This is a genomic window from Pasteurellaceae bacterium RH1A, from assembly GCA_012221805.1.
Taxonomy (GTDB): Bacteria; Pseudomonadota; Gammaproteobacteria; order Enterobacterales; family Pasteurellaceae; genus RH1A.
The window spans coordinates 2,250,567-2,274,087 of sequence record CP015195.1; the positions used below are offsets into that span (position 1 = coordinate 2,250,567).

The 23,521-nt window shown below is 46.8% G+C and carries 21 protein-coding genes, 4 tRNA genes, 1 pseudogene and 1 other annotated feature; of the genes and pseudogenes, 17 read left to right on the forward strand and 9 right to left on the reverse strand.

The window, feature by feature from the left end; translation table 11 throughout:
* Nucleotides 1-93: 93 nt before the first annotated feature.
* The 7 genes from A4G20_10660 to A4G20_10690 all read left to right on the forward strand — a co-directional run bounded on the left by A4G20_10660 (nt 94) and on the right by A4G20_10690 (nt 6,193).
* Nucleotides 94-381: an acyl carrier protein gene (locus A4G20_10660; GenBank protein ID QIW16756.1), complete on the forward strand. Its 288-nt coding sequence runs from the start codon at nt 94-96 to the stop codon at nt 379-381.
* A complete protein-coding gene (locus A4G20_10665) occupies nt 381-1,376 on the forward strand; it encodes a beta-ketoacyl synthase (GenBank protein ID QIW16757.1) in 996 nt (331 codons plus the stop codon). The genes A4G20_10660 and A4G20_10665 overlap by 1 nt, the downstream gene beginning before the upstream one ends.
* A complete protein-coding gene (locus A4G20_10670; protein ID QIW16902.1) occupies nt 1,369-1,935 on the forward strand; it encodes a hypothetical protein in 567 nt (188 codons plus the stop codon). Before A4G20_10665 ends, A4G20_10670 begins: the two co-directional genes overlap by 8 nt.
* A 48-nt stretch (nt 1,936-1,983) precedes the next feature.
* Nucleotides 1,984-4,911, forward strand: coding sequence for a pitrilysin (locus tag A4G20_10675; GenBank protein ID QIW16758.1), 2,928 nt, complete (start codon nt 1,984-1,986; stop codon nt 4,909-4,911).
* A 105-nt stretch (nt 4,912-5,016) separates the two neighbouring features.
* Nucleotides 5,017-5,451 carry a hypothetical protein gene (locus A4G20_10680; protein QIW16759.1) on the forward strand — a complete coding sequence of 145 codons (435 nt, stop codon included), beginning with the start codon at nt 5,017-5,019 and terminating at the stop codon, nt 5,449-5,451.
* Between the two features lie 140 nt (nt 5,452-5,591).
* A complete protein-coding gene (locus tag A4G20_10685; protein ID QIW16903.1) occupies nt 5,592-5,939 on the forward strand; it encodes a hypothetical protein in 348 nt (115 codons plus the stop codon).
* Nucleotides 5,936-6,193, forward strand: coding sequence for a hypothetical protein (locus tag A4G20_10690; GenBank protein ID QIW16760.1), 258 nt, complete (start codon nt 5,936-5,938; stop codon nt 6,191-6,193). The genes A4G20_10685 and A4G20_10690 overlap by 4 nt, the downstream gene beginning before the upstream one ends.
* 96 nt (nt 6,194-6,289) lie before the next feature.
* Here A4G20_10690 and A4G20_10695 read toward each other — a convergent pair whose 3' ends face one another.
* Entirely contained in the window at nt 6,290-8,137 is a 1,848-nt protein-coding gene (locus tag A4G20_10695; GenBank protein QIW16761.1) for a GTP-binding protein TypA, read from the reverse strand.
* Between the two features lie 169 nt (nt 8,138-8,306).
* Between A4G20_10695 and A4G20_10700 the strand changes: the two genes are divergently transcribed.
* From A4G20_10700 to A4G20_10735, 8 genes and pseudogenes are all read left to right on the forward strand, one after another.
* Complete coding sequence (locus tag A4G20_10700; protein ID QIW16762.1) at nt 8,307-8,519, forward strand: hypothetical protein; 213 nt, start codon at nt 8,307-8,309, stop codon at nt 8,517-8,519.
* Between the two features lie 122 nt (nt 8,520-8,641).
* A complete protein-coding gene (locus A4G20_10705) occupies nt 8,642-9,709 on the forward strand; it encodes an undecaprenyldiphospho-muramoylpentapeptide beta-N-acetylglucosaminyltransferase (protein QIW16763.1) in 1,068 nt (355 codons plus the stop codon).
* A 94-nt stretch (nt 9,710-9,803) separates the two neighbouring features.
* Entirely contained in the window at nt 9,804-11,234 is a 1,431-nt protein-coding gene (locus tag A4G20_10710) for a UDP-N-acetylmuramate--L-alanine ligase (GenBank protein ID QIW16764.1), read from the forward strand.
* A 121-nt stretch (nt 11,235-11,355) separates the two neighbouring features.
* Entirely contained in the window at nt 11,356-12,267 is a 912-nt protein-coding gene (locus A4G20_10715) for a D-alanine--D-alanine ligase (protein QIW16765.1), read from the forward strand.
* A 119-nt stretch (nt 12,268-12,386) separates the two neighbouring features.
* The gene (locus A4G20_10720; GenBank protein ID QIW16904.1) at nt 12,387-13,049 is read left to right on the forward strand and encodes a cell division protein FtsQ; all 663 of its coding nucleotides are present in this window, start codon (nt 12,387-12,389) and stop codon (nt 13,047-13,049) included.
* A gap of 24 nt (nt 13,050-13,073) precedes the next feature.
* Nucleotides 13,074-14,338: pseudogene (locus tag A4G20_10725) on the forward strand (cell division protein FtsA).
* 50 nt (nt 14,339-14,388) lie between these two features.
* Nucleotides 14,389-15,615 (forward strand): cell division protein FtsZ, encoded by a 1,227-nt coding sequence (locus A4G20_10730; GenBank protein QIW16766.1) that lies wholly within the window; start codon nt 14,389-14,391, stop codon nt 15,613-15,615.
* Nucleotides 15,616-15,680: 65 nt separating this feature from the next.
* Nucleotides 15,681-16,601 carry a UDP-3-O-[3-hydroxymyristoyl] N-acetylglucosamine deacetylase gene (locus tag A4G20_10735; GenBank protein ID QIW16767.1) on the forward strand — a complete coding sequence of 307 codons (921 nt, stop codon included), beginning with the start codon at nt 15,681-15,683 and terminating at the stop codon, nt 16,599-16,601.
* A 47-nt stretch (nt 16,602-16,648) separates the two neighbouring features.
* Here A4G20_10735 and A4G20_10740 read toward each other — a convergent pair whose 3' ends face one another.
* Entirely contained in the window at nt 16,649-18,013 is a 1,365-nt protein-coding gene (locus tag A4G20_10740) for a sodium:alanine symporter (protein QIW16768.1), read from the reverse strand.
* A gap of 262 nt (nt 18,014-18,275) precedes the next feature.
* Nucleotides 18,276-18,379, reverse strand: a binding site (glycine riboswitch).
* A 315-nt stretch (nt 18,380-18,694) separates the two neighbouring features.
* On the opposite strand from A4G20_10740, the gene A4G20_10745 reads away from it, so the two are divergent.
* Nucleotides 18,695-19,375: a hypothetical protein gene (locus A4G20_10745; GenBank protein QIW16769.1), complete on the forward strand. Its 681-nt coding sequence runs from the start codon at nt 18,695-18,697 to the stop codon at nt 19,373-19,375.
* Between the two features lie 247 nt (nt 19,376-19,622).
* Here A4G20_10745 and A4G20_10750 read toward each other — a convergent pair whose 3' ends face one another.
* From A4G20_10750 to A4G20_10780, 7 genes are all read right to left on the reverse strand, one after another.
* Nucleotides 19,623-20,144, reverse strand: coding sequence for a hypothetical protein (locus A4G20_10750; protein ID QIW16770.1), 522 nt, complete (start codon nt 20,142-20,144; stop codon nt 19,623-19,625).
* Nucleotides 20,145-20,230: 86 nt separating this feature from the next.
* A complete protein-coding gene (locus tag A4G20_10755) occupies nt 20,231-21,064 on the reverse strand; it encodes a hypothetical protein (GenBank protein ID QIW16771.1) in 834 nt (277 codons plus the stop codon).
* A 129-nt stretch (nt 21,065-21,193) separates the two neighbouring features.
* Complete coding sequence (locus A4G20_10760) at nt 21,194-22,063, reverse strand: hypothetical protein (GenBank protein QIW16772.1); 870 nt, start codon at nt 22,061-22,063, stop codon at nt 21,194-21,196.
* Nucleotides 22,064-22,237: 174 nt separating this feature from the next.
* Nucleotides 22,238-22,324, reverse strand: a tRNA-Leu gene (locus A4G20_10765).
* Between the two features lie 16 nt (nt 22,325-22,340).
* A tRNA-Gly gene (locus A4G20_10770) sits at nt 22,341-22,416 on the reverse strand.
* A 19-nt stretch (nt 22,417-22,435) separates the two neighbouring features.
* Nucleotides 22,436-22,522, reverse strand: a tRNA-Leu gene (locus A4G20_10775).
* 15 nt (nt 22,523-22,537) lie between these two features.
* A tRNA-Gly gene (locus A4G20_10780) sits at nt 22,538-22,613 on the reverse strand.
* A 335-nt stretch (nt 22,614-22,948) separates the two neighbouring features.
* On the opposite strand from A4G20_10780, the gene A4G20_10785 reads away from it, so the two are divergent.
* Nucleotides 22,949-23,479, forward strand: a complete 531-nt coding sequence (locus tag A4G20_10785) for a 3-hydroxyacyl-[acyl-carrier-protein] dehydratase FabA (GenBank protein QIW16773.1) — start codon at nt 22,949-22,951, stop codon at nt 23,477-23,479.
* The last annotated feature ends 42 nt before the right edge of the window (nt 23,480-23,521 follow it).

The window sequence follows — 23,521 nt, forward strand, 5'->3', positions numbered from 1 at the left end:
AGGGGCGGGTCCTGTGCCCACCCCTTTTACCCTGTGTTTTCGGGCGGGCACAGGACTCTCCCCTACAAATTTTGAATAAATAAGGAATGATAGATGGCCTATACCTTTACCTTGGAACAAGCTGCCCTTGAGCAGGAACTTAAAAAACTTATCCTACAAGAAAGTGAAAAAGACGACTTCGAGCCTGAAGAAATCAGCGATGACGAATACCTCTTTGGTGAGCAAAGCCGAATTCAATTAGACTCGCTAGACGCCCTGCAAATTGTGGTCGCCCTGCAAGCCCATTTTAAGGTGCGGCTACAGGGCGATAGAATGGTGCGTAAGCATATGATGACGGTCAGAGATCTGGCCCATTTTATTCGGCAAGAGCACAGCAAATAATGGCCGTTTACCTCCACACGGCAAGCGCCCGTTTTGCAAAAAACCGCCAAAAACGCACCGCTTGTGCCCTGGGCCAGGCGGTGGATTTGCCCTATTTCAATGCCTTTGATGAACCTCTTTTAAGCCTTGACCAACTCTACGGCTATTTGGAGGAGCAAATTGCCCAAACCCTAGAAGAAGCTGGCTGGACGGAGCAAGACTTCAGCCAAATGCCCATCCTCTTGGGATCGACCGCCTATGTCATCAGCGACTGCGAAGCCCGTTTTGCCCAGCAGGAACCTATGCCCAGCCAATACAGCCTGGCTGTAATTGCTGAGTATTTGCAGGCCCGCTACCAAACCCAGGTCTTTAGCCTTGCCACCTCCTGCACCTCTTCCGCCCAGGCCATACAGACGGCCTATAAAATGCTTAAAAATGGGCTATATGACAAGGCGCTGGTGGTTGGTTTTGAGATGTTTAACCGCCTGACCTTTGAGCATTTTTTTGCCATGAACCTGCTGTCTTTCGAGGAGGATTACCAGCCCTTGGTTCGTTCAAATGGGCTAGTTCTAGGTGAGGGCATTGGCTGTGTGGCACTTTCCAGCCAGCCTTCTGATGTTCCCTGTGAAATTCTGGCGGTTGAAGGGGTAACGGATAACCTCAACCTGACCAACAACAGCCAGCAGGCCTTAGAAGATCTCTTAAGCCAATGCCTAGCCAAGGCCAATGTGCAGGCAGATCAGATCACTTGCGTCAAGCCCCACGGTGTGGGCGGGGCCAGTGATGAGATGGAAAAAAGCCTGCTTGCCCGCTTTTTCCCTAAAGCCCAGGTACTGGCCCTTAAAAGTCAGTGTGGCCATACCCTAGGAGCCAGCGGGGCCATTGAAACCGCCCTACTTTTGCAAGAAATTCGCCAAAATCCCCCGCTTGCAGAGGGGCCTTGCCTTAGCTATTTCCTGGGTTTTGGGGGGAGCAATGTGGCTTGGATCTTAAAATGGGGAAATGATGATGCATAAGGTTTATTTGCAACAAGCCAATGCCTGGATTGGCCAACCGATGGACGACAAAAGCCTGCGACAAGCCCTTAAAGAGATGGGGATTGATGCCCGCCGCCTTAGCCGTTTTACCCAGCTGGCTCTCTTGGGAGCCCTGCCCCTTAAGCCCTACTTGACGGCGGATACGCCCATCTACTTAGGCTCGCCCTTTAACTCACCCAGCAAGTTTAATAAGCTCTTCCAAAACCTGATGGGACATAACCTGCCCAGCCCGCTGGATTTTATGGCCAATATCAATAATGCAGCTACCTTTCATTTGGCAGAACAGTTGGGGATTAGGGCCAATAGCCTCTTTTTGTCCGTCAATGGACAGACCTTTCTCCAGCCCCTAGAACTAGCCTGCCTTGATTTGCAGGAGCATTCTTCTGTGTTAGTGGGTTGGGTTTTGGAAGATAACGAGCAGAAGGAAGAAGGCTATGTTTGGTGGTTGGTTTCTTCTGATCAGGGTAAGGCAATAGAAGGCCTTGAGGCAAGCGATTTGCCTTTTATAACCCAAATGAAGGATTTAGCTAGAACTTAATTTAGGAAAAAACCTCTAAAAACCTATTCGATTTATCAAAGGACACGTATGAAAAAATCCCTCCTCTGCTACGCCCTGTCGGCCATTTTTGCGGCCACGTCGCTGCCCCTTTCTGCCCAAGCACCTCAAGTTAATCAAACCCAGGTGCAAAACCAGTTAGGCTTTGAGCTGATTAAGCAAACCATCAACAAAAGCCCAACTGACAAGGCCATCTACCAAGGCATTAAGCTGGCCAATGGCATGACGGTTCTGTTAATTTCCGATGAAAAGGCCAATAAGTCGCTTATGTCTCTGGCTTTGCCCATTGGGTCCATGGAAGACCCAGTCTCCCAACAGGGCCTGGCCCATTATTTGGAGCATATGGTGCTGATGGGGTCTAAAGACTTCCCTGAAACCAATGGCTTGGACAAGTTTCTCAGCCAAAACGGGGGCTATAACAATGCCTCCACCGCCCCTCACCGCACGGCCTACTATTTTCAGGTCAATAACGAGGCCTTTGATGAGGGCGTAGCCCGCCTGGCTGATGCCTTGGGCCAGCCGCTCTTGCTGGAGTCTAATGCCAAGAAGGAGGTCAATGCGGTCAATGCCGAGATGGTGCGGGCCAAGTCTAATGACGGCTGGTTGCTGCGCAGTGTCGATCTAGCCACCTCCAACCCCGCCCACCCCATGACCAAGTTTGCAGTGGGCAATAATGAAACCCTGTCCGACAAGCCTGACAGTAAATTGCAGGCTGAGCTGGTCAAGTTCTACGACCAATATTATTCGGCCAATCTCATGAAGGCGGTGCTTTACTCCAACCAGCCCATCGAAAAGCTGGCCAAGTTGGCCGAAAGCACCCTGGGCAAGGTTAAGAATAAAAACCTGACCGCCCCAAGCGTGGATGTGCCGCTCTATCGAGATCAGGACAAGGGGCTTTTTATCTCCTACAAGCCTATTCAGCCGGTGAAATTGCTCTCCATTAACTTTGACTACCCTAATGATGAGGGCGAGTTTAAGCACAAGACCGCCCAATATCTGGAGTATGTTTTTAGTAATAATACTGAGGGCACACTTTCGGATTATTTGATTAAGAACGGCCTGTCTGACAGCGGGATTCAGGCCTCAAGCGATCCCAACACCAGCCGTAATCGGGGGGATTTTTCCCTCTATGTGGTGCTGACCGACAAGGGCCTGGCAGAGCAGGACAAGATTATCTCTCTTATCTTTCAACAGATTGAGCTGGTGAAAAAGGCCGGCGCTCAACCCAGCTATTTCAATGAAATCAAGGAAAGTTTGAGCCAGTCCTTCCAGCACCTGCAAATCGAGAAAAATGCCCGCTTTATTGAGGGCTTGGCAGACCAGATGTTGCTCTATCCGCTGGAAAACATCATTGACTCGGCCTATGTGGTGGAAGAGATGGATGAAAAGGCTATCGAAGCCAAACTGGCCGGTATGACCTTGGACAATGCCCGAATTGTGCTGATGAGCGACAAGGCCGTAACCGATAAAACCACGCCCTATATGCAAGCGGGTTATTCTGCCCAAAAATTTACAAATGAGCAGAAAGCACGTTGGTTGGATTTCAGCAAAAATCCTGAGATTAAACTGCCGGAGCTTAACCCCTACTTTGCTACCGACTTTAGCTTGAATAAGGTGGATAGGGAGCGCACCAAGCCTGCCCTGATCGAAAATGGCAAGGGCACCAAAGTCTATGCCATGCCAAGCCATTATTTCGGCCAGGAGCCCAAGGCCAAGCTGCTGATGGTCTTTACCATCAGTGAGGAAAAACACGATCTCAAATCGGCCATGGCCGCCGCCCTGCTCAACTATATGCACGCCCTGGAGCAGAGCAAGCTCCTCTTCCAGGCTTCAGTGGCTGGGATTTCGGCCGACTTTACCTTCGGCCAGAACGGAGCGGTGCTTAGCCTAGAGGGCTACACCCAGCACCTGCAAAAATTGCTGGAAAATGGCCTGGCTAAGACCCAAAACTTCGAGCTAACCGAGGCCACCTTTGCCCAGGCCAAGCAACGGATGTTAGAAGGCATTGAGGCGGAAAACAAGGCCAACAGCCTACGCCAGGCCACCAGCGTACTAGGCAAGATCACCAGCTTCCCTTATTTTGAGCAGGACAAGCGCCGGGCCATGGTGGAAGAATTGACCCTGGCTGATGTGGCAGCCGCCCGTGAGCGTTCTCTGACCCAAGCCAATGGGGCAGGCTTGCTCTCGGTGGGGAATTTGTCGGACGAGCAGGTTAAATCCCTCCTGCAAGCGGCTGAAAAAGTGGTCAAAAATGCAAATGAGGGCCTTAACCTCAGCTCCTATGTGGATCTTAGCCAGGTAACAGATAAGGTCTCTTATATTCAGGCCGTGCCGCATGAGGACAATGCCTTGGCGCTGAGCTACTTTGTGCAGGGCGATGAGGAAATCAAGCAATCGGTGCAGGCAGGCTTGGTGAAAGACATCATCGCCCGTTGGCACTTCAATGATTTGAGAACCGAAAAACAGCTGGGCTATGTGGTTTACGCCACGGCCACTAAGGTGGGCAAGACCTCCGGCCTACAGTTTATGGTTCAAAGCCCCAACGCCACACCTGAAATCATCATGCAGCACAACCAGCGCTTCTTTAAGGAAACCTGGGACAAGCTGCAAACACTCAGCGATGAGGAGTTTGAAAAATACCGGGCCAGCCAGCTGGAAAAACTCCACTACAAGCCTGAATCCCTGGATCAGGAATTTGGCCGCTATGTGGCCGACTTCTCCCGGGGCCTAGACAAGTTCGACACCCGTGAGCAAATTATTGAGGCTCTCAAAGCGGTCAGCAAGCAGGAGGTGATTGACTTCTACAAGCAGGCTGTGATGGAGCAAAAGGGCTTCGTGCTGGCCAGCCAAAGCCTGGGTACCAAGGCCACCAAGGCCGATGCGGCGGTGCTAGAGGGCTTTAAGTTGATTGATAAACTTGAGGATTATCAGAAGGGCTTGCCAAGGACGGCTTGGTAACCGAGAAAAGCAAACGGCATTTACCCCGATAGTGCCAGCCTTCGGGCTGGTGCTGGGGGATTTGTCACTAGCGAGGGTGGTGGTAATATCGGGGATTAAGGATTTATGGAATATAATTATGATGAAGTAATAAATGAACTTTGGAAACTTATGCCTCATGAAGCATCTGAGTATGTGTTTTTTTGTTATATATATGATGGAGATGAGAGTATCAGGGCATTCTGGAAATCTAATACAGGGGAAAAGATAGAGTATGATCTAAAAAACTTTCCTCATGAAATATTATACAAAGTATTAGATCTAATTAAAACGTATAAGAAAAAATATGAGCAGAGTTGGACTCATTGTCGAATTTCCATAGATAACTTGGGAGAGTTTCTAATTAATTTTTCTTATATTGCAGAAGAAGATAGTTGGCCAGGGTTATTTATGAAGGGAATAAGTGATTTATCTTGGGAAGAAACATATGAGCATTTTATTCCTGAAGATGTTTGGTTGGATAGAATAAAAAGAAGAGAGGAGATTTACTCTCCCCGATAGGGACAGACTCCAGGCTGGTGCTGGGATATTTATAATACAAGCGGAGAATTATGCTTAATATTTTGCAAAAATCGACCTTAGGTTTACCGCTTGTATTTGTCGCCAGTGAAGGTGCGGGTAATAATTGTGTTGGTGCATTTATGATTTTAGTAGCAAAAGAAACATCAAGTAGTATAACAAAAAATAAAAAATACATTTGTTTAGGTATATATGTATATATTGATAGGAAAGAGACCTTCGCTTTGATTAGAAGGAATAGCGATCTTACCCCTGTGCTAGAAAAATTTGAGCATTTTAGCCTTTATGATATGGCAAGTTTTTCAGAATGGAATATTAAGTCTTTGTGTGGTAATTTAAGAATTAGCATTGAACCATTGGAACTAGCTGATTTCGACTGGGATTTATACTATGATGGTAATGAGAAGATAGTTGCTATTTTTGAGAGTATTTATAAAAATATGGAAGATAAATATGGACTAAAACGATGATTGACCTTGAAAGATATGTAGAAGTATATAGTAATGCCACTGATGAATTATTGGATTCATACCCTATAACCTTACCAGATAGTGAGGCTATTCCTTATATTAACCCAGTTAATGATGATGAATATGCTATTTATGTTTATGTCTTAAATGAATCTCAAGTGATAAGTTTAGTCGGCGAGGAGATCGTTAAGAAATATCAGGGGCATGATATTGAATATCAGGCAGCGTGTTATGCTAGTTATGAGAGTGAGTAAAATATTTAATAAGCGGTAAATTATGCTCAACATTTTGCAAAAAAGAAAAACGGCATTCTAAACAGAATGCCGTTTTTTATGGAGGGGGATTAAGCGTTAGCGAGTGCTGGTGCTGCTGGTGGTGCGGCTGGCACGTTTACGCTCAACTTCGGTTAAGAGTTTTTTACGCACACGCACGGAGCTTGGGGTCACTTCCACCAACTCGTCATCGTCAATAAATTCTAGGGCCTGTTCCAGGGTGAATTTAACTGGCGTGGTTAAAGTTAAGGCATCGTCCTTGCCTGAAGCCCGCATATTGGTTAATTTCTTACCTTCTAGGGCGTTTACGGTGAGGTCGTTAGAACGGCTGTGGATGCCGATAACCTGGCCTTCGTAAATTTCTGCCCCGTGGCCGATCATAAGCTTACCACGGTCTTGCAGGCCAAAGAGGGAGTAGGCAAGGGCCTTGCCTTGGCCGTTGGAAATCAATACACCATTGACCCGCTGGCCGATTTCGCCTGCTTTAACATCGTCATAGTGGCTGAAGCTGGAGTAGAGCAAGCCTGTGCCGGAGGTCATGGTCATAAATTCGTTACGGAAGCCGATCAGGCCACGGCTTGGGATGATGTATTCTAAACGGGTACGGCCCTTGCCATCTGGGATCATATCCCGCACTTCGCCCTTACGGATACCGAGTGCTTCCATCACTGCCCCTTGGTGCTGCTCTTCAATATCGACTGTGACCTGCTCGAATGGCTCTTGCTTACGGCCGTCGATTTCCTTAAAGATAACCTTCGGACGGGATACGGCTAATTCATAACCTTCACGACGCATATTTTCAATGAGAACGGACAAGTGCAATTCGCCACGGCCAGACACACGGAAGGCATCTGGGTCTTCGGTTTCTTCCACACGCAGGGCCACGTTATGCACAAGCTCTTTTTTCAAACGTTCTAAAATTTGGCGAGAGGTCACGAATTTGCCCTCTTGGCCACAGAATGGCGAGGTGTTTACGCAGAAGAACATGGTGACGGTTGGTTCGTCCACACTCAAGGCTGGTAGAGCTTCTACGCTGTTGATGTCGCAGATGGTGTCAGAAATGTTAAGTTCGCCCAGGCCAGTGATGGCTACGATGTCGCCAGCAAAGGCCTCAGTTGCCTCAAAACGTTGTAAGCCCAAGTGGCCCAAGACTTGGCCGATACGGCCGTTGCGGGTTTTGCCGTCAGCGCCCACGAGGGTAATGGCTTGGTTAGGTTTAACTGAACCACGCTTGATACGGCCAATCCCGATGACACCCACATAGTTGTTGTAGTCTAGCTGGGAGATCTGCATTTGGAATGGGGCATCTAATTCCACTTTAGGTGGCTCAACGTGCTTCACAATGGCTTCAAAGAGCGGGGTCATATCTGGGGCCAATTCTTCGTGCTCTAAGCCCGCTACGCCGTTAAGGGCAGAAGCATAAATAATCGGGAAGTCTAGCTGTTCGTCTGTTGCACCCAAGTTTACAAAGAGATCGAAAACCTGATCCACCACCCAGTCAGGGCGGGCGCCTGGTCTATCCACCTTGTTGATAACCACAATCGGCTTTAAGCCGTGGGCAAAGGCCTTTTGGGTCACGAAACGGGTTTGCGGCATTGGGCCATCAAAGGCATCAACAACCAGTAAAACCGAATCCACCATGGAAAGTACCCGTTCAACCTCGCCACCGAAGTCGGCGTGTCCAGGGGTGTCCACGATGTTGATATGATAATCCTGCCAGTTAATGGCGGTATTTTTGGCAAGAATGGTAATGCCACGTTCTTTTTCCAGGTCGTTGGAGTCCATAACCCGCTCATCCACATCGCCCCGCATTTCGCCGAAGGTGCCAGATTGTTGGAGGAGTTTATCAACCAGAGTCGTTTTGCCGTGGTCAACGTGGGCAATAATTGCGATGTTACGCAATTTGTTAATATCAATTTGTTGCATTGTAAAGTCTTATTTGAGGGAAAAGATGTGATCGAGATCACAGGTAAAGGTGGGCGATTATACCGATTTTTTGCCGAGATTGCGATCAAAGCCGCAGAATAATTTGTAAAAGCGGGCTGACATTTATAAAATGGCCTGACTTATTTTTGATCATTTGGAGGAATATTCCATGCAAACCCTCGAACTTCAAGTCCAAGGCATGACCTGCGGCGGCTGTGCCAAGAGCGTGCAGAAGGTTTTAAGCGCTCTGGATGGCGTTAGCCAGGTAGAAGTGGATTGGCAGGCCGGCCTGGCTCGGCTGATCTTTGATCCTGCCAAGATCGAGCAAGCTGCCCTGATCGAGGCCATCGAAGAAGCGGGCTTTGAGGCTAGCTTATCGTGAAAGCTCACAAGCGGTCTATTTTTGTAAAAAATTTGCAAGAATAGACCGCTTTCTTTTCCCTAAAATGGTGCTTTTCCTGTACAATAGCGACATTTTTGTAAAATCTGAGCAAAGAGGCTCGAATGGCGAAAAAATTATTAGTGATGGCTGGCGGCACAGGGGGGCACGTTTTCCCTGCTATTGCCGTGGCCCATACCTTACAAGCACAAGGCTGGGAGATCCGCTGGTTAGGCACCAAGGATCGGATGGAAGCCGATCTGGTTCCCAAGCATGGGATCCCCATTGAATTTATCCAAATCTCTGGCCTGCGGGGCAAGGGACTTAAGGCCCTTTTAACTGCCCCTTTTGCTATCTTCCGTGCCATTTTACAGGCCCGTAAAATCATTAAAAACTACCAGCCCGATGCTGTTCTCGGCATGGGGGGCTATGTGTCTGGCCCAGGTGGCATTGCGGCCAAATTATGCGGTGTGCCTGTGGTGTTGCATGAGCAAAATGCCGTGGCAGGTCTGACCAATGTGTGGCTGTCGAAAATTGCCAAGCGGGTTTTGCAGGCTTTTCCCTCTGCCTTTCCTGAGGCAGAAGTGGTCGGCAACCCTGTTCGCCAAGATCTCTTCCAACTTCCCCCGCCAGATGTGCGTTTTGCCCAGCGCCAGGGGCCGATTAAGATCTTGGTGATGGGCGGCTCTCAAGGGGCGCGTGTTATCAACCAAACCGTGCCTGTGGTGGCCAAGGTTTTGGGGGAACAGGTGGAAATTGCCCACCAGGCCGGCAAGGGCAGCCTTGAAACGGTGGAAGCCGAATACAACAAGATCTTCCCCCGCAATGCCTTTGTTAGCGAATTTATTGACGATGTGGCCAGTGCCTATGCCTGGGCGGATCTGATTATCTGCCGTTCAGGGGCCTTGACTGTGTGTGAAGTGGCGGCAGCCGGCCTGCCGGCTATTTTCGTGCCCTTCCAACACAAGGACCGCCAGCAATACCTCAATGCCAAATATCTGGCGGATGCAGGAGCAGCGGTGATTATTGAACAGGCCGATTTTAGCCCTGAAAGCCTGCTCAATGCCCTCCAGCCGCTCTTGGCCGATCGCAATCGTTTATTAGACATGGCCCTTAAGGCCAAACAAATGGCCACCCCACTTTCGGCTCAACGTGTAGCGGAAGTGATTGAGGAAGTGGCCAGCCAAAAGTAGATAGCGCCAGCCTCCAGGCTGGTGCTGGCAGCAAATAAGGCACAAGCGAGGACGCTTGCGCCATCCAAAAATAAAAAGAATGAAGGAATAAATCATGGTCAAACATTTCCAAGATAAGGTGAGAAAAATTATCCCTGAAATGCGGCGGGTTCAGCAGATCCACTTTGTGGGGATCGGCGGGGCAGGCATGAGCGGCATTGCTGAAATCCTGCTCAACGAGGGCTATGCTATTTCAGGATCGGACATTGCCGAAAGCCCCGTAACCCAACGTTTGGTCAATGCCGGGGCCAAGGTTTTTATCGGCCACCAAGCGGACAATATCGCAGGCGCCAGTGTGGTGGTGGTTTCTAGTGCCATTAACCACGAAAACCCAGAAGTGGCCTCTGCCCTGGAAAAGCGAATCCCAGTGATTCAGCGTGCCCAAATGCTGGCTGAAATCATGCGTTTCCGCCACGGCATTGCGGTGGCCGGCACCCACGGCAAGACCACAACGACTGCCATGATTTCCATGATCTACACCCAGGCCAAGCTTGACCCAACCTTTGTAAATGGCGGCTTGGTTAAATCCGCTGGCAAAAATGCCTACCTAGGGGCCAGCCGTTACCTAATTGCCGAAGCAGACGAAAGCGATGCCTCCTTCTTGCACCTGCAACCGATGGTGTCGGTAGTCACCAATATCGAACCCGACCATATGGAAACCTACGGTGGTGACTTTGAGAAGATGAAGGACACCTATGTTAAGTTCCTGCATAACCTGCCCTTCTATGGTTTAGCGGTGATGTGTGCTGATGATGAGGTGCTGATGGAATTAGTGCCTAGGGTTGGTCGTCAGGTTTTGACCTATGGCTTTAGCCAGCAGGCCGATTATCGGATTGAGAACTACGAGCAAACTGGCTTCCAGGGCCACTATACCGTGATCTGCCCTAATGGCGAGCGGATTGATGTTTTACTCAACGTGCCGGGTAAACATAATGCCCTTAATGCTACAGCTGCACTTGCTGTGGCCAAGGAAGAGGGGATTGAAAACGAGGCCATTTTAGCGGCCTTGGCTGATTTCCAAGGGGCGGGCAGACGCTTTGATCAGTTGGGCGAATTTATCCGCCCTAACGGCAAGGTGCGTTTGGTGGACGACTACGGCCACCACCCAACCGAGGTGGATGTGACCATCAAGGCCGCCCGTCAAGGCTGGGAAGGCAAGCGGATTGTGATGATCTTCCAACCCCACCGCTATTCCCGCACCCGTGATCTTTTTGATGACTTCGTGCAGGTTCTCTCCCAAGTGGATAGCCTGATTATGTTGGATGTCTATGCCGCAGGCGAAGCCCCGATTGTGGGGGCGGACAGTAAGGCTCTGTGCCGTTCTATCCGTAACCTGGGTAAGATAGATCCGATTTTAGTGTCGGATACGGAACAATTAGGCGAAGTCTTGGATCAAATCATCCAAGACGGCGACCTGATCCTGGCCCAAGGGGCGGGCAGTGTGAGCAAGATTTCCCGTGGTTTGGCGGAGAGTTGGAAGCACTAAGGCTTTCATTCGGAGTCTTAGTAGGGACGCACTGCGTGCGTCCGCAAACATCTTCACAACATAGATATCGCACGGACGCATGCAATGCGTCCCTACAATATATCAAGGAATATATAAGATAATGACCATCAAAAACGAAAAAATCGCCGTCCTCTTTGGCGGGGTGTCGGCAGAGCGGGAAGTGTCGCTCAATTCTGGGGCGGCTGTGCTAGAGGCCCTCAAAAGCCAGGGCTATAATGTAGAAGGCATCGACACCAAGGACTTTCCTATTGAAAAACTCAAAGAACGGGGCATCCAGCGGGTCTTTAATATCTTACACGGCGGCATTGGCGAAAATGGCGTGCTGCAAGGGGCTTTGGAACAACAGGGGATTCCCTACACGGGCTGTGGCGTGATGGCTTCTGCTATTACTTTAGACAAATTCCGCACCAAGCTCTTGTGGAAGGCTGTCGGCCTGCCAACGGCTGACATGGTGGTGATTCGCCGTGGGCAAGTGGTGGATTCTGAGGCTATTCTTGCAAAATTAGGCCTGCCAGTCTTTGTGAAACCGTCTAGCGAAGGATCCAGTGTCGGGGTCAGCAAGGTTAAGACGGCCGAAGCCCTGTTACCTGCCATTGAAGAAGCCCTCAAACATGATGAGATCGTTTTGGTGGAAGAAAATTTATCGGGCAAGGAATACTCCGTGCCGGTCTTAGATGGCCAGGTGCTGCCTGCGGTGCAGATTATTCCTGAAGGGGAGTTCTACGACTATCATGCCAAATATATTTCAGACAATACCCAATATGTCTGCCCGGCCCTGAGCGATGAACGCCAGGCCCAGGTAGCGGAATTAGTCAAAGCGGCCTACGATGTGGTGGGTTGCCGGGGTTGGAGCCGGATTGATGTGATGGAAAATGGCAAGGGCGAGTTCAACCTGGTTGAAGTCAATACCTGCCCAGGCATGACCAGCCACAGTATCTTTCCTAAATCAGCCGCCCAGGTGGGCTATTCCTTTGAAGCTTTAGTGGCTAAGGTCTTGGAGTTAAGTGCCTAATGTTTGGTCGTAAGAAACAGCCCGCTGCCGTTAAACGCAGAACCAGCCTGGATCAGCCCAAGCGATCCATTTCTTGGCTGGCCTTTGTGAAGCCGCTTCTGGCCTTATGTGGGGTGCTTCTGGGTTATTCTCTTTATAGCAACTGGCAAGCGGTGCTGGAAAGTTTCGACCGCACACCCATTCGGGCCTATGCCCTAACCCATAAAACCCAGTTTACCACCAATGCCGATATTCGGGAGTTTTTGGCGGCAGAACCAGCACTCAAAGGCTATTTTGGGCAGAATATTGATGAGGTGGAGCAAAAATTACAGGCCATTCCCTGGGTTAAGGCCGTGGTGGCTCGTAAGCTCTGGCCAGACAGGCTAAGCCTTACCCTCTTTGAATACCAGCCTGTGGCCGTGTGGAACGACAACCATTTTGTCTCCAGCCAGGGCGAGGTTTTTACCCTGCCGGCCAATCGAGCCAGCAAGGAAGGCCTGCCCATCCTTTATGGGCCTGATTCTGAGGGCAAACGGGTGCTAGAAGCCTGGACAAAAATCAAGGCGGATTTGACCTCCCGCCATCTTGGGTTAAAATCGGTTGCCATTGATAACCGAGGCTCTTGGAGCATTACCCTAGATAATAATGTTCAGCTCCGCTTAGGACGGGGTGAATGGACACCGAAAATTGACCGTTTTGTGGCCATTTTTCCCCATATTTCTGTGCCCGAAAACAAGCGTTTAGCCTATGTGGACTTACGCTATGAACACGGGGCAGCGGTTGGTTTTGGCCCTCAATTTTAACCATAAGAGATAAGAATAGAGAAGATGTCGAATGTTGCAGAATCCAGAATTGGAGTAAGTTTAGAAGTCGGTTCCTCCAAGGTGATTGCCGTGGTGGGCGAGGTTTTGCCTGATGCGGTGGTCAATGTCTTGGGGTGGGTGTTAGCCCAACCAAGGGTATTGAGCGAGGCAGCGTGATTGATTTGGATGCGGTGGTCAATTCCATTCGCCATGCCATTGAACAGGCCGAGTCCATGTCGGATTACGAAATTAGCCACGTTACCCTGTCCATCACAGGCCAGCATATCCGCACGGTTAATCGCAGCACCTCCCTGCCGCTGCAAAATGGCGAGGTGACCTATGACGATCTTGAAGAAGCTATTCAGCGGGTAAAAAACATCAAGTTTTCCGATGGGTCGGAAGTCCTGCACGTTATTCCACAAGAATATATGGTGGACAACCTGCCCCGCACCAAAAACCCCCTCCACTTGCAGGGCATGGACTTGCACACCCAGGTTCACCTCATTACCTGCCATAAGGATTGGCTGACCAACCTAGAGCGGGCGGTGGAACGCAGCAAACTCAAGATTGAACGTACGGTCTTCTCTGGCCTGGCTTCGGCTTACTCGGTGCTGACCGAGGAAGAAAAGGAGCTGGGGGTTTGTTTGATTGATATTGGCGGCGGCACCATGGACATTTGTGTTTATACGGGCGGCGCCCTGCGTTATAGCAAGGTGATTCCCTTTGGTGGGAACGATATTACCGAATACATTGTCCAAATGTTCGCAACCTCCCGCAATGAAGCCGAAAACATCAAGGTTCGCCATGCCAGTGCCATTTCCCCGCCAACCTTTGCAGCGGATAAGAAAATTGAAATGGCAGGCCTGGGGGGGCGTGCCACCCGCACCTTTACCAAGACACAGCTTGCCAGCACCACGGCCAAGTGTTATAACGATTTATTGCAGGTCGTACAACAAGATTTGAATCAATGCAAGCTAGAATTGACCCGAAATGGCATAAAATCTGATTTAATTGCAGGAATTGTGCTTACAGGTGGTGGTTCAGAAGTGCAAGATATTGTAGAATGTGCAAAATCTGTCTTTGGGGCACAGGTGCGCGTTGGAAGCCCGCTTAATATTAAGGGGCTAACAGATTATGTTAATAAACCCAAATATGCAACCGCATTAGGTTTATTGCAGTATAGTTATTTGGCTGATAGTGATGTTTCTACCTACCAAACGCCTAAACCTGTAGGACACGCATTGGATTTTACCAAAAAAATCGTGCGTTGGATAAAATCAAATTTCTAAAATGGACACAAGAGTGCGAGTTTGGTGCTTGCACGAAGGGAGAATAAATAATGTTTGAACCTGTTTATGAAACAACCCCTGATGCAATCATCAAAGTTATCGGTGTAGGCGGTGGCGGCGGTAATGCCCTCAATCACATGGTGGATGCCAACAATGATATGGGTGGCGTGGAGTTTTTCTCTGTTAATACCGATGCCCAGGTTTTGCGTAACAGTGCGGTACGCCAAACCGTTCAAATCGGTGCCTCTATTACCAAGGGTTTAGGTGCAGGTGCTAACCCGAATGTGGGCCGCCAAGCTGCAGAAGAAGACCGTGAAGCCCTCACCAATATGTTGGCGGGTGCAGACATGGTCTTTATCTCCGCAGGTATGGGCGGCGGCACGGGGACAGGTGCAGCGCCAGTGATTGCCGATATTGCCAAAAATGATCACAAGGCCTTAACCGTTGCCATCGTGACCAAGCCCTTCCGTTTTGAAGGGGCCAAGCGTATGAATTACGCCGAGCAAGGCATTCAGGAGCTTTCTAAGCACGTTGATTCTCTCATCATTATCCCAAATGACAAGCTCTTAAAGGTTCTACCAAAGAACACCAAAATGACCGATGCCTTTAATGCGGCCAACGATATTTTACGCAATGCGGTCTTGGGCATTACCGATATGATCACCTCCCCAGGCCTGATTAACGTGGACTTTGCGGATGTGAAAACCGTTATGTCTGAAATGGGCCGTGCCATGATGGGAACAGGCCTAGCAGAAGGCGATGACCGTGCAGAGCGTGCAGCCCAAGAAGCGGTAGCCAGCCCACTCTTGGAAGATGTGGATTTATCAGGTGCCAAAGGTATTCTTGTTAGTATTTCATCAGGCTTGGATATTGAATTATCTGAAGTTGATACCATTATGGCCCATATTCAGCAATTTGCCGCAGAAGATGCTACCATTGTATTTGGTACTTCAGTTTACCCAGAAATGGAAGGCAGTGTGCGTGTCACGCTAGTTGCAACAGGCATTGGCATGAACGAGCCTGTGCAAGTGGCTAAGGTGCCGCCACGCCCAATGCAGCCTACACACCAAGATCCTCCGATTAATCGCCCAGGCTTTTTAAATGAAAGCGGTGGTTATGCAGCCCAACATCAGGCTGAACCACAACCTGTTCAACAATCTTACGGTGGATACGGCCAGCCTGTTCAACAGCAACAACCTGCCGCTCGCCCACAATCGGTTGATTCAGGCAACCTATTTAGCCCAAGCAGCATTCCGGGCTTTATGAAAAATCGCTAAAGCGAAGACAAGCGGGGCAAATTTGCGAAAAATCTGCAAATTCCACCCGCTTGTGAGGTAAGTATATGATTAAACAAAGAACACTCAAGCAAAGCACCAAGGTGACTGGCATTGGCCTTCATAGTGGCAAGAAAGTGACCCTGACTTTGCGCCCAGCTCCAGCCAACACCGGCATCATCTATGCCCGCACGGATTTAGACCCAGCGGTCTATTTCCCTGCCAGTGCCGAGTCCATTCGGGACACCCAGCTCTGCACCTGTATGATCAACGATGATGGCGTGCGGATTTCCACGGTTGAGCACCTTAACGCAGCCATGTCTGCCCTAGGTCTAGACAACCTGATTGTGGAAGTGGATGCCCCTGAAATCCCGATTATGGACGGCAGCTCCAGCCCTTTCATCTATCTTTTATTAGATGCAGGCATTGAAGAGCAAAATGCAGCCAAGAAATTCATCCGCATTAAAGAAACCGTGCGGGTGGAAGAGGGCGACAAATGGGCAGAAATCAAGCCTTATAGCCAAGGCCTCAAATTGGATTTCACCATTGATTTCACCCACCCCATGATCAGCAAGAATGTGCGCAACTACAAGTTGGAGCTTTCCCCAGAAAACTTTATCCAGCACCTAAGCCGTGCCAGAACCTTCACTTTCATGAAGGATGTGGAATACCTCCAATCCATCGGCCTGGCCTTAGGCGGAAGCCTGGACAATGCCATTGTGTTGGATGAATACCGCATTCTTAACGAAGACGGCCTACGCTTTAAGGACGAGCTAGTCCGCCACAAAATGCTAGATGCCATCGGCGATCTCTTTATGTGTGGCTACAATATTATCGGCGACTTCACCGCCTATAAATCAGGCCACGGCCTTAACAACAAGCTCCTGCGTGCCATTCTAGCCAATGAAAAGGCCTGGGAATTTGTGACCTTTGAAGAAAAAGAGGCCGCTCCACAAGGCTATCGTATTCAGCAAGAAATTTATATCTAGTTTGAAGATAATTAAAAAAGGGAAATCTAACGATTTCCCTTTTTGTTTTATACCAATCCCTTCTTTAACCGCTCAAAATAATTCTTGGTTTCCTCAATCACCACGCCACGCAGGGCCACCAAGGCCACCAGGTTTGGGAAGGCCATAAGGCCGTTTACAATGTCCGCCAAGGTCCAAATGGTATTCAAATGAATAAAGGGCGCAGCGGCGATTAGGCCAATAAAGACCATGCGGTAGAACTTTATGCCCCGGGTTTTGCCGCCTGTGAGATAAACAAAGCAACGCTCCCCGTAATAGCACCAGCCCAGAATGGTGGTAAAGGCAAAGAAAATCAGGCCTAGGGTCACAGCAATAGCCCCCCAGTTGCTGCTCAGGCCCTGGGAAAAGGCCAGATTGGTAATGGCAGCCCCTTGTACACTGCCCTTCCAGGCACCTGTCATCACAATCACCAGGCCTGTCATGGTGCAGACAATAATCGTGTCTAGGAAAGTACCAGTCATAGAAATCAGGCCCTGGCGGACAGGTTCCTTGGTTTGGGCGGCGGCGGCTGCAATCGGGGCAGAGCCGAGGCCAGACTCATTGGAGAAGATCCCCCGAGCCACGCCTGACTGAATGGCCTTCATCACGCTAAAGCCCAAGACCCCGCCCAGGGCCGATTGCGGATCAAAGGCAGCGTGTAAGATTAAGCCAACGGTTTCAGGTAATTTATCGGCATTTAGCACCAAGATCAGCACTGAAATGCTCACATAGCTAACTGCCATAAAGGGCACAATCACACTGGCAATTTTGGCAATTCGCTGCACCCCGCCTAAAATAATCAGGGCAACCAAGAGGGTTAAGATCACCGCACTGGCAACAATGGGCAAGTCAAAGGTATTGTGTAGGGAGTGGGTGATGCCGTTAATTTGCGGGAAGGTGCCAATGCCAAAGAGGGCAACCAGTACGCCAAAGAGGGCAAAGAGCTTGGCCAGCCAGCGCCACTTAGGCCCCATACCCAACTCAATGTAATACATGGGGCCGCCTGCTATATAGCCGTCCTTATCCTTGGTGCGGAACTTGATGGCCAGCAGGCATTCGGCATATTTGGTGGCCATACCAAAAAGGGCAATCAGCCACATCCAAAAGAGCGCCCCAGGCCCGCCCGCCTGAATGGCCGTGGCCACGCCCACAATATTGCCGGTGCCGATGGTGGCGGCCAGTGCCGTGGAAAGGGCGGCAAAGGCGGAAATATCCCCCTTTTGGTTGCTGCCCTTTTCAGGCTTAAACATATAAACAAAGGCACGGGGCAGCTGGAAAACCTGCAAAAGCCCCAGCCGAAAGGTGTAGTAAACCCCCACACCTGCAAGCAGGATAAGTAGCGGCGGGCCCCAAATAAAGGTATTGATAGCATTAAGAATGGTGTCGATTGACATAATGATTCCTCGTAAAAACTGCTTACAAGGAAAGAAAAGCGAAGGGCAAGCGGGCAGGCATTTGCAAAATCTTGCAAATTTTCAACCGCTTGTAGTAGGGCGTGTCCTCAATTTTCTTACGGCGGTATTTTCGGCAAAAATTCGCCATCTACTTCGTCAAAAATACTGGCCAACATTTCAATTTGGCTGCGTTTTTTCCTCGTATCTGTCGTTTTTTGCTCGAAAAACCGACTCGTTTTCAAATTGAGGACACGCCCTAAAACTTTTCTCCCCTGTCCTTTTGCCTGAGCGTTTCACGGCCTTGCCGCTTGCGCCTTCGGCGTCCATTTTCCGCACTGCGGAGTGGATCTCTCCAAGGGTTCGTCCAGTAACTGTCCTCGCACTTGCACCTGAAAGAGTTTACCTCGTCGGTATGGGCTTCCCCATTCTCCAGCTACCTTCATCCGAACGTGCTTTTTCTCAAAAGCGGGGAGGGATTTTAGCAAGTTTCCTTATGGGGTCAAGAGGAAGGGCAGAAAATCTTGATCAGACGCAAGGGAAGTAAGTAGGCAAAGCCACAGGCTCGCTCTTTGGCTGGAAATAGAGGTTTACAAGCGGTGAAATAATGCTAAGATTTTGCAAAATTTGGCTTCAAATCACCCGCTTGCACGGGTCAAAAGTGTTAATTTTGGAGTAACCACGATGCCTTCTCTTTATGATCAACCCGATATGCTTTCTTATGTTCAAGAGGTCAAGGATTTTTACCTCAATCTCGATCTTAAGCAGATCCAAGCCTCTTATCATGCCTTGGATTTTGAAAAGATGGATTGGTTTTATGCACGTTATACTTCATATTATGATTATGCCCATTTATATAATGAGTTGAATGAGATTAAATATAGGGTCTTGAAAAGTAAAAAAGTTAAGAACCTCTTAGATGCCATTAACCAAAAAATAGATGTTTCTGGGGTGATTGATAATACCCAAATTATTTTCTTCAGTGGCACTGGTATTGCCTCCAATACCAATTATATTCCAGCTACAATAAGGATAAAGGAATACTATGTGAATGTAGAGATATCAAAAGATTTATTGGAAGTTAAAAAAATAGTATCTGTGTTTAAAAAGTTCATATTAAATGCTGATATAACATTAGATGTTGGTATCGGTGGCGACTATAAAGGAGAAAGAAGTGCTTTAACACTTGATGAATATAAAAAGGGTAAAAAATATAAAACCATTAGTGCAAGTAACGATGAAATGTTTTTTAACCCTCATACGCATAAAATCAACAATGAGTATTTTTATGAGTTTGAGGGTGAAAAATTAAAAAAAATTTATTTTATTGGGAAAGATGGGAGTGAGGTAAGTAGGTATTTTTAACACTCACCCCCCGATGTCGCCAGCCTCCAGGCTGGTGACAAATACCCCAGAACCAGCCTGGAGGCTGGCACTATCAGGGGCCATATCTCCCACCCCACGCATACTCATAGTCAAGCCCAACAACTCCCTACCATCATCCGTCAGCTCCTGCGGTGTGCCTAAATGGTTGTTGTGGTGATGATAGATTTTAAATAATAAAAAGGTGCGTGGTATTCACCCTGTGGCAACTATTCTTATTTTAATAACCTTATCCAAAAATACTTTTTACAAAATTATTTATTTGATTCCTAGTACATATTTTATGTAGTTTATATGTTAATTCTTCTATGAAATTGCTATTAACTTCATAGTCTTTATCTAATATATTTTCTTGAAAATCAATATAATAAGTCTCTATGTAAATCTTAATTATGTGTAAGAAATTTTTTATATTATTAGATATCTCTATTGTAGTCCAGTAACCTATGCCATGCTGAGCATAAAGTATTTGTCCCCGCTCTACATCTAAGATAAAGGGATTGTTGATAGCATCAGCAACAACCAGCCAAGATTTATTCCAACCAACATCGTTGTTGTAGGCAATCTGTCTTTGGTGTATGCTGGTTTTACCATATATTGTTAAGTATTCAGCTGACCAATCAATAACAACATCGTTGTTTTTTATGATTGCACACCATAACTCAGATGTTGAGTAGGTATACTGAATGCTGTTATTCAACTTTTCTATGATTAAGTCTATTTCATTTAACAATTCTGATTTTTTTGCCATTGTCTAATCATCTCCCCGATGTCGCCAGCCTCCAGGCTGGTGACAAATACCCCAGAACCAGCCTAGAGGCTGGCACTATTGGATGGTTACCACTCTCCGAATTTTTCTTTTAAATCTGCTTTACTATGAGTAGATTTTTTGGATATTTTTTTGATATAAGCTTTCTCAAGCTCTGAAAAAAATATAGGGGTAAGGTCTCCACTTGTAACTTCATTACAAAATAGTATTTTTAAATCAGGCATAGCTTCAATAAAATTACAATTACCCACTTTTGTCCTCAAATATAGTGATTCGATCGTTTTGCAATTTATTAGATCATCAAATTTACATTTATCATTTATTTTTTCCAGTTCAAGAGTTTTTAATTTTAAGTTTTTTAAATAAAAAACACTTTCCAATTTTTTAGCAAAAATTAATGTGAAATCATTGATATTTGGAAAGGCATTTTCAATATTCTTTAAGTCTATACTTTTATATCCAAGTATTTTCAATTTTTTTACAGAATTAATTGTTGGTATTTTTAAAAAATCTTCCAAATCTCTAATAAATATATTTTTGACACTATGGCAACCTTCTAATAAAACATTACTGTTTCCGTTAAAAGCAATATTTTCTAAATTTCTAAATTGCTTAATTTCTATTTGAGAATCTAAGTTATTAAAATCTAATGATGTTAAATTTTTTAAAGAGTATATGGGTTCAATGTTTATATCTTTAGATAATTCTGGTACTGATAAACTTTCCAAAAAACCCATTTCATACAAAAACTCTAAATTATTAATTTTTGCATCAAATCTAATAAATAATTTTTTTAGATTGTTTTGTTTTAAATAAGATGTCAAATAATTAACATCAGATCCTAAAAAGTAAATTTGATCATCTATTTGATAGAACTCATTTTCGTCTAATGAATTTAACATTGATACTCCAAATTGTTAAATAACCCCCGATGTCGCCAGCCTACAGGCTGGTGACAAATACCCCAGCATCAGCCTGGAGGCTGTCCCTATCGGAGGGACAAGCACCCACTCTACGCAGGGTTTTTAAACTCACACAATACTTAAATAATCCAATTTCATATTATTTATAATGTCTTTTTCTTCTTCTGTTGGATTGAATTTACTATAAGCAATCTCTAAGGCCCTTAAGGAAGGGATAAGGCTAATCGCAGCAATATTTTCAAATTTTTTACTGTTCCAAATGGTGATTTCTTTAAGTTTGCTTGCGCTTTTAAAAATTTCAAAATCAATCGGCATGGCGATGTTATTAATAAACAGGCATTCCAACTCACTCAGATCAATGATCGATAATAAAGATTGCTTTTTGTGGAAATTATATAAAATGGACAGGCCAGTTAATTGTAATTCGCTTAAGATCGATAAATCCAGCTTGGTGGAAATACTTTCTAATTGTAAGTATTTAACTTGTTTTAAAAAACCAATCTTGCTTAGATCATTCTTAACTCTGTCTTCCAAGTTAATGGAAAATGCTTCAATATTTTTTGGAATATCTGTATTAATCAAACGGTGATTATAGGCCATAACTCTTAATCTTTTTAGATTGATGAATTTGCTACAATCAATGTCAATCATGGTGCTTATATCATGAGAATGTGTGATATCTAATAGGGTTAAATTTTGCAAAAATTCCGATTGAGTGAATTTTTCATCAAGAAAAAAGTTAATTGGAAGGGACAAATAAGAAACCTGCTTGGTTTTATAAAACCATTCAGGTACTTCATGAGTTGAAAAATCTCCCATGCTTCTTATAAATCTAATATTTTTTATCTTATTTAAGATACTTTGGTTAGGGATTTCATCTATAAAAATATAGTTTTCTTGATGTTTTCCATACTCATCGGTTAAATTAACATTTCTATGTAGCACATGAAAAATATCTTTATTTTTGCCGCTGATCATTTGTGGGTTGTTTAGCGGATTTCTAATCGGTTGATATGGTCTATTCACTAAGTTTACCCTCTTTTAAAGATTGGGGGAAAAAATGCTTAATGAGCATCTCTTCTTAAAAGCCTTTAAAGCTAGCTTATAAGAGGATAATACCAAGAGGAAGGATAAAAATAAAGGAAATATAAATGGTGCCCGAGGCCAGACTTGAACTGGCACGCCCCGAAAGGCGAGGGATTTTAAATCCCTTGCGTCTACCGATTCCGCCACTCGGGCACAATACGAAAGAATTTGGAGCGGGAAACGAGGCTCGAACTCGCGACCCCGACCTTGGCAAGGTCGTGCTCTACCAACTGAGCTATTCCCGCATAGGTAAGATAGATGAAATGGTGCCCGAGGCCAGACTTGAACTGGCACGCCCCGAAAGGCGAGGGATTTTAAATCCCTTGCGTCTACCGATTCCGCCACTCGGGCACAATAAGAAAAAATTGGAGCGGGAAACGAGGCTCGAACTCGCGACCCCGACCTTGGCAAGGTCGTGCTCTACCAACTGAGCTATTCCCGCTTTTTTGTCTCTGCTGTGCAACAGAAAACGAGGCGTATTTTAGCGTGTTAAAAAATTTCGTCAAACCTTATTTGCAAAAAATTGTTTGGATGATGAAAATTTATTGATATTTTCGCTAAAAATTCATCAAAGAGCGGATCTTGGCCGAAAAATAGGCAAAATTCCAAGCAAAAAAGGGGTTGTTGGCTGTTTTCCTGAAATCTTGCTTAAATTTAACTCAACAGATCCGACAAGTCAGCTTACACTTGTTCGCTGAATTGAAAGGGCGTATGATGGCCCTCATTCAAAAAGGCTGAAAATAAGGCCTTTTTTCTTATCATATAAAGGAAGAATTCATGAACACCTGTACACCCAACATCAAACCAAGCTATACCTACGAAGATCTATTAGCATCAGGGCGGGGCGAGCTTTTCGGCAAAGAAGGCCCACAATTACCTGCACCCACCATGCTGATGATGGACAGAATCACCCGTATGAGCGAAACCGAGGGCTTGTTTGAAAAGGGTTACATTGAAGCAGAATTAGACATTCACCCAGACCTGCCTTTCTTCGGCTGCCACTTTATTGGCGACCCTGTTATGCCAGGCTGCTTGGGCTTAGATGCCATGTGGCAGCTGGTCGGCTTCTATTTAGGCTGGATTGGCGGCAAGGGCAAGGGCCGGGCCTTGGGCGTGGGTGAGGTTAAATTTACCGGCCAAATCCTCCCAACCGCTAAAAAAGTCATTTACCGCATTAATATGAAGCGGGTCATTAACCGTAAATTGGTCATGGGCATGGCCGATGGTGAAGTGGAAGTGGATGGCCGTGTGATTTATACGGCAACCGATCTGAAGGTCGGCCTCTTCCAAGATACCAGCGCTTTCTAAGCATAGCAAAATCCCCCAAGTTGAGCATTTGGGGGATTTTTG

What these genes read in the sequence shown, in the direction of transcription:
- A4G20_10660 (QIW16756.1), top strand. Translation starts at nt 94, where the DNA reads ATGGCCTATACCTTTACCTTGGAACAAGCTGCCCTTGAGCAGGAACTT.
- A4G20_10665 (QIW16757.1), top strand. Translation starts at nt 381, where the DNA reads ATGGCCGTTTACCTCCACACGGCAAGCGCCCGTTTTGCAAAAAACCGC.
- A4G20_10670 (QIW16902.1), top strand. Translation starts at nt 1,369, where the DNA reads ATGCATAAGGTTTATTTGCAACAAGCCAATGCCTGGATTGGCCAACCG.
- A4G20_10675 (QIW16758.1), top strand. Translation starts at nt 1,984, where the DNA reads ATGAAAAAATCCCTCCTCTGCTACGCCCTGTCGGCCATTTTTGCGGCC.
- A4G20_10680 (QIW16759.1), top strand. Translation starts at nt 5,017, where the DNA reads ATGGAATATAATTATGATGAAGTAATAAATGAACTTTGGAAACTTATG.
- A4G20_10685 (QIW16903.1), top strand. Translation starts at nt 5,592, where the DNA reads ATGATTTTAGTAGCAAAAGAAACATCAAGTAGTATAACAAAAAATAAA.
- A4G20_10690 (QIW16760.1), top strand. Translation starts at nt 5,936, where the DNA reads ATGATTGACCTTGAAAGATATGTAGAAGTATATAGTAATGCCACTGAT.
- A4G20_10695 (QIW16761.1), bottom strand. Translation starts at nt 8,137, where the DNA reads ATGCAACAAATTGATATTAACAAATTGCGTAACATCGCAATTATTGCC.
- A4G20_10700 (QIW16762.1), top strand. Translation starts at nt 8,307, where the DNA reads ATGCAAACCCTCGAACTTCAAGTCCAAGGCATGACCTGCGGCGGCTGT.
- A4G20_10705 (QIW16763.1), top strand. Translation starts at nt 8,642, where the DNA reads ATGGCGAAAAAATTATTAGTGATGGCTGGCGGCACAGGGGGGCACGTT.
- A4G20_10710 (QIW16764.1), top strand. Translation starts at nt 9,804, where the DNA reads ATGGTCAAACATTTCCAAGATAAGGTGAGAAAAATTATCCCTGAAATG.
- A4G20_10715 (QIW16765.1), top strand. Translation starts at nt 11,356, where the DNA reads ATGACCATCAAAAACGAAAAAATCGCCGTCCTCTTTGGCGGGGTGTCG.
- A4G20_10730 (QIW16766.1), top strand. Translation starts at nt 14,389, where the DNA reads ATGTTTGAACCTGTTTATGAAACAACCCCTGATGCAATCATCAAAGTT.
- A4G20_10735 (QIW16767.1), top strand. Translation starts at nt 15,681, where the DNA reads ATGATTAAACAAAGAACACTCAAGCAAAGCACCAAGGTGACTGGCATT.
- A4G20_10740 (QIW16768.1), bottom strand. Translation starts at nt 18,013, where the DNA reads ATGTCAATCGACACCATTCTTAATGCTATCAATACCTTTATTTGGGGC.
- A4G20_10745 (QIW16769.1), top strand. Translation starts at nt 18,695, where the DNA reads ATGCCTTCTCTTTATGATCAACCCGATATGCTTTCTTATGTTCAAGAG.
- A4G20_10750 (QIW16770.1), bottom strand. Translation starts at nt 20,144, where the DNA reads ATGGCAAAAAAATCAGAATTGTTAAATGAAATAGACTTAATCATAGAA.
- A4G20_10755 (QIW16771.1), bottom strand. Translation starts at nt 21,064, where the DNA reads ATGTTAAATTCATTAGACGAAAATGAGTTCTATCAAATAGATGATCAA.
- A4G20_10760 (QIW16772.1), bottom strand. Translation starts at nt 22,063, where the DNA reads ATGATCAGCGGCAAAAATAAAGATATTTTTCATGTGCTACATAGAAAT.
- A4G20_10785 (QIW16773.1), top strand. Translation starts at nt 22,949, where the DNA reads ATGAACACCTGTACACCCAACATCAAACCAAGCTATACCTACGAAGAT.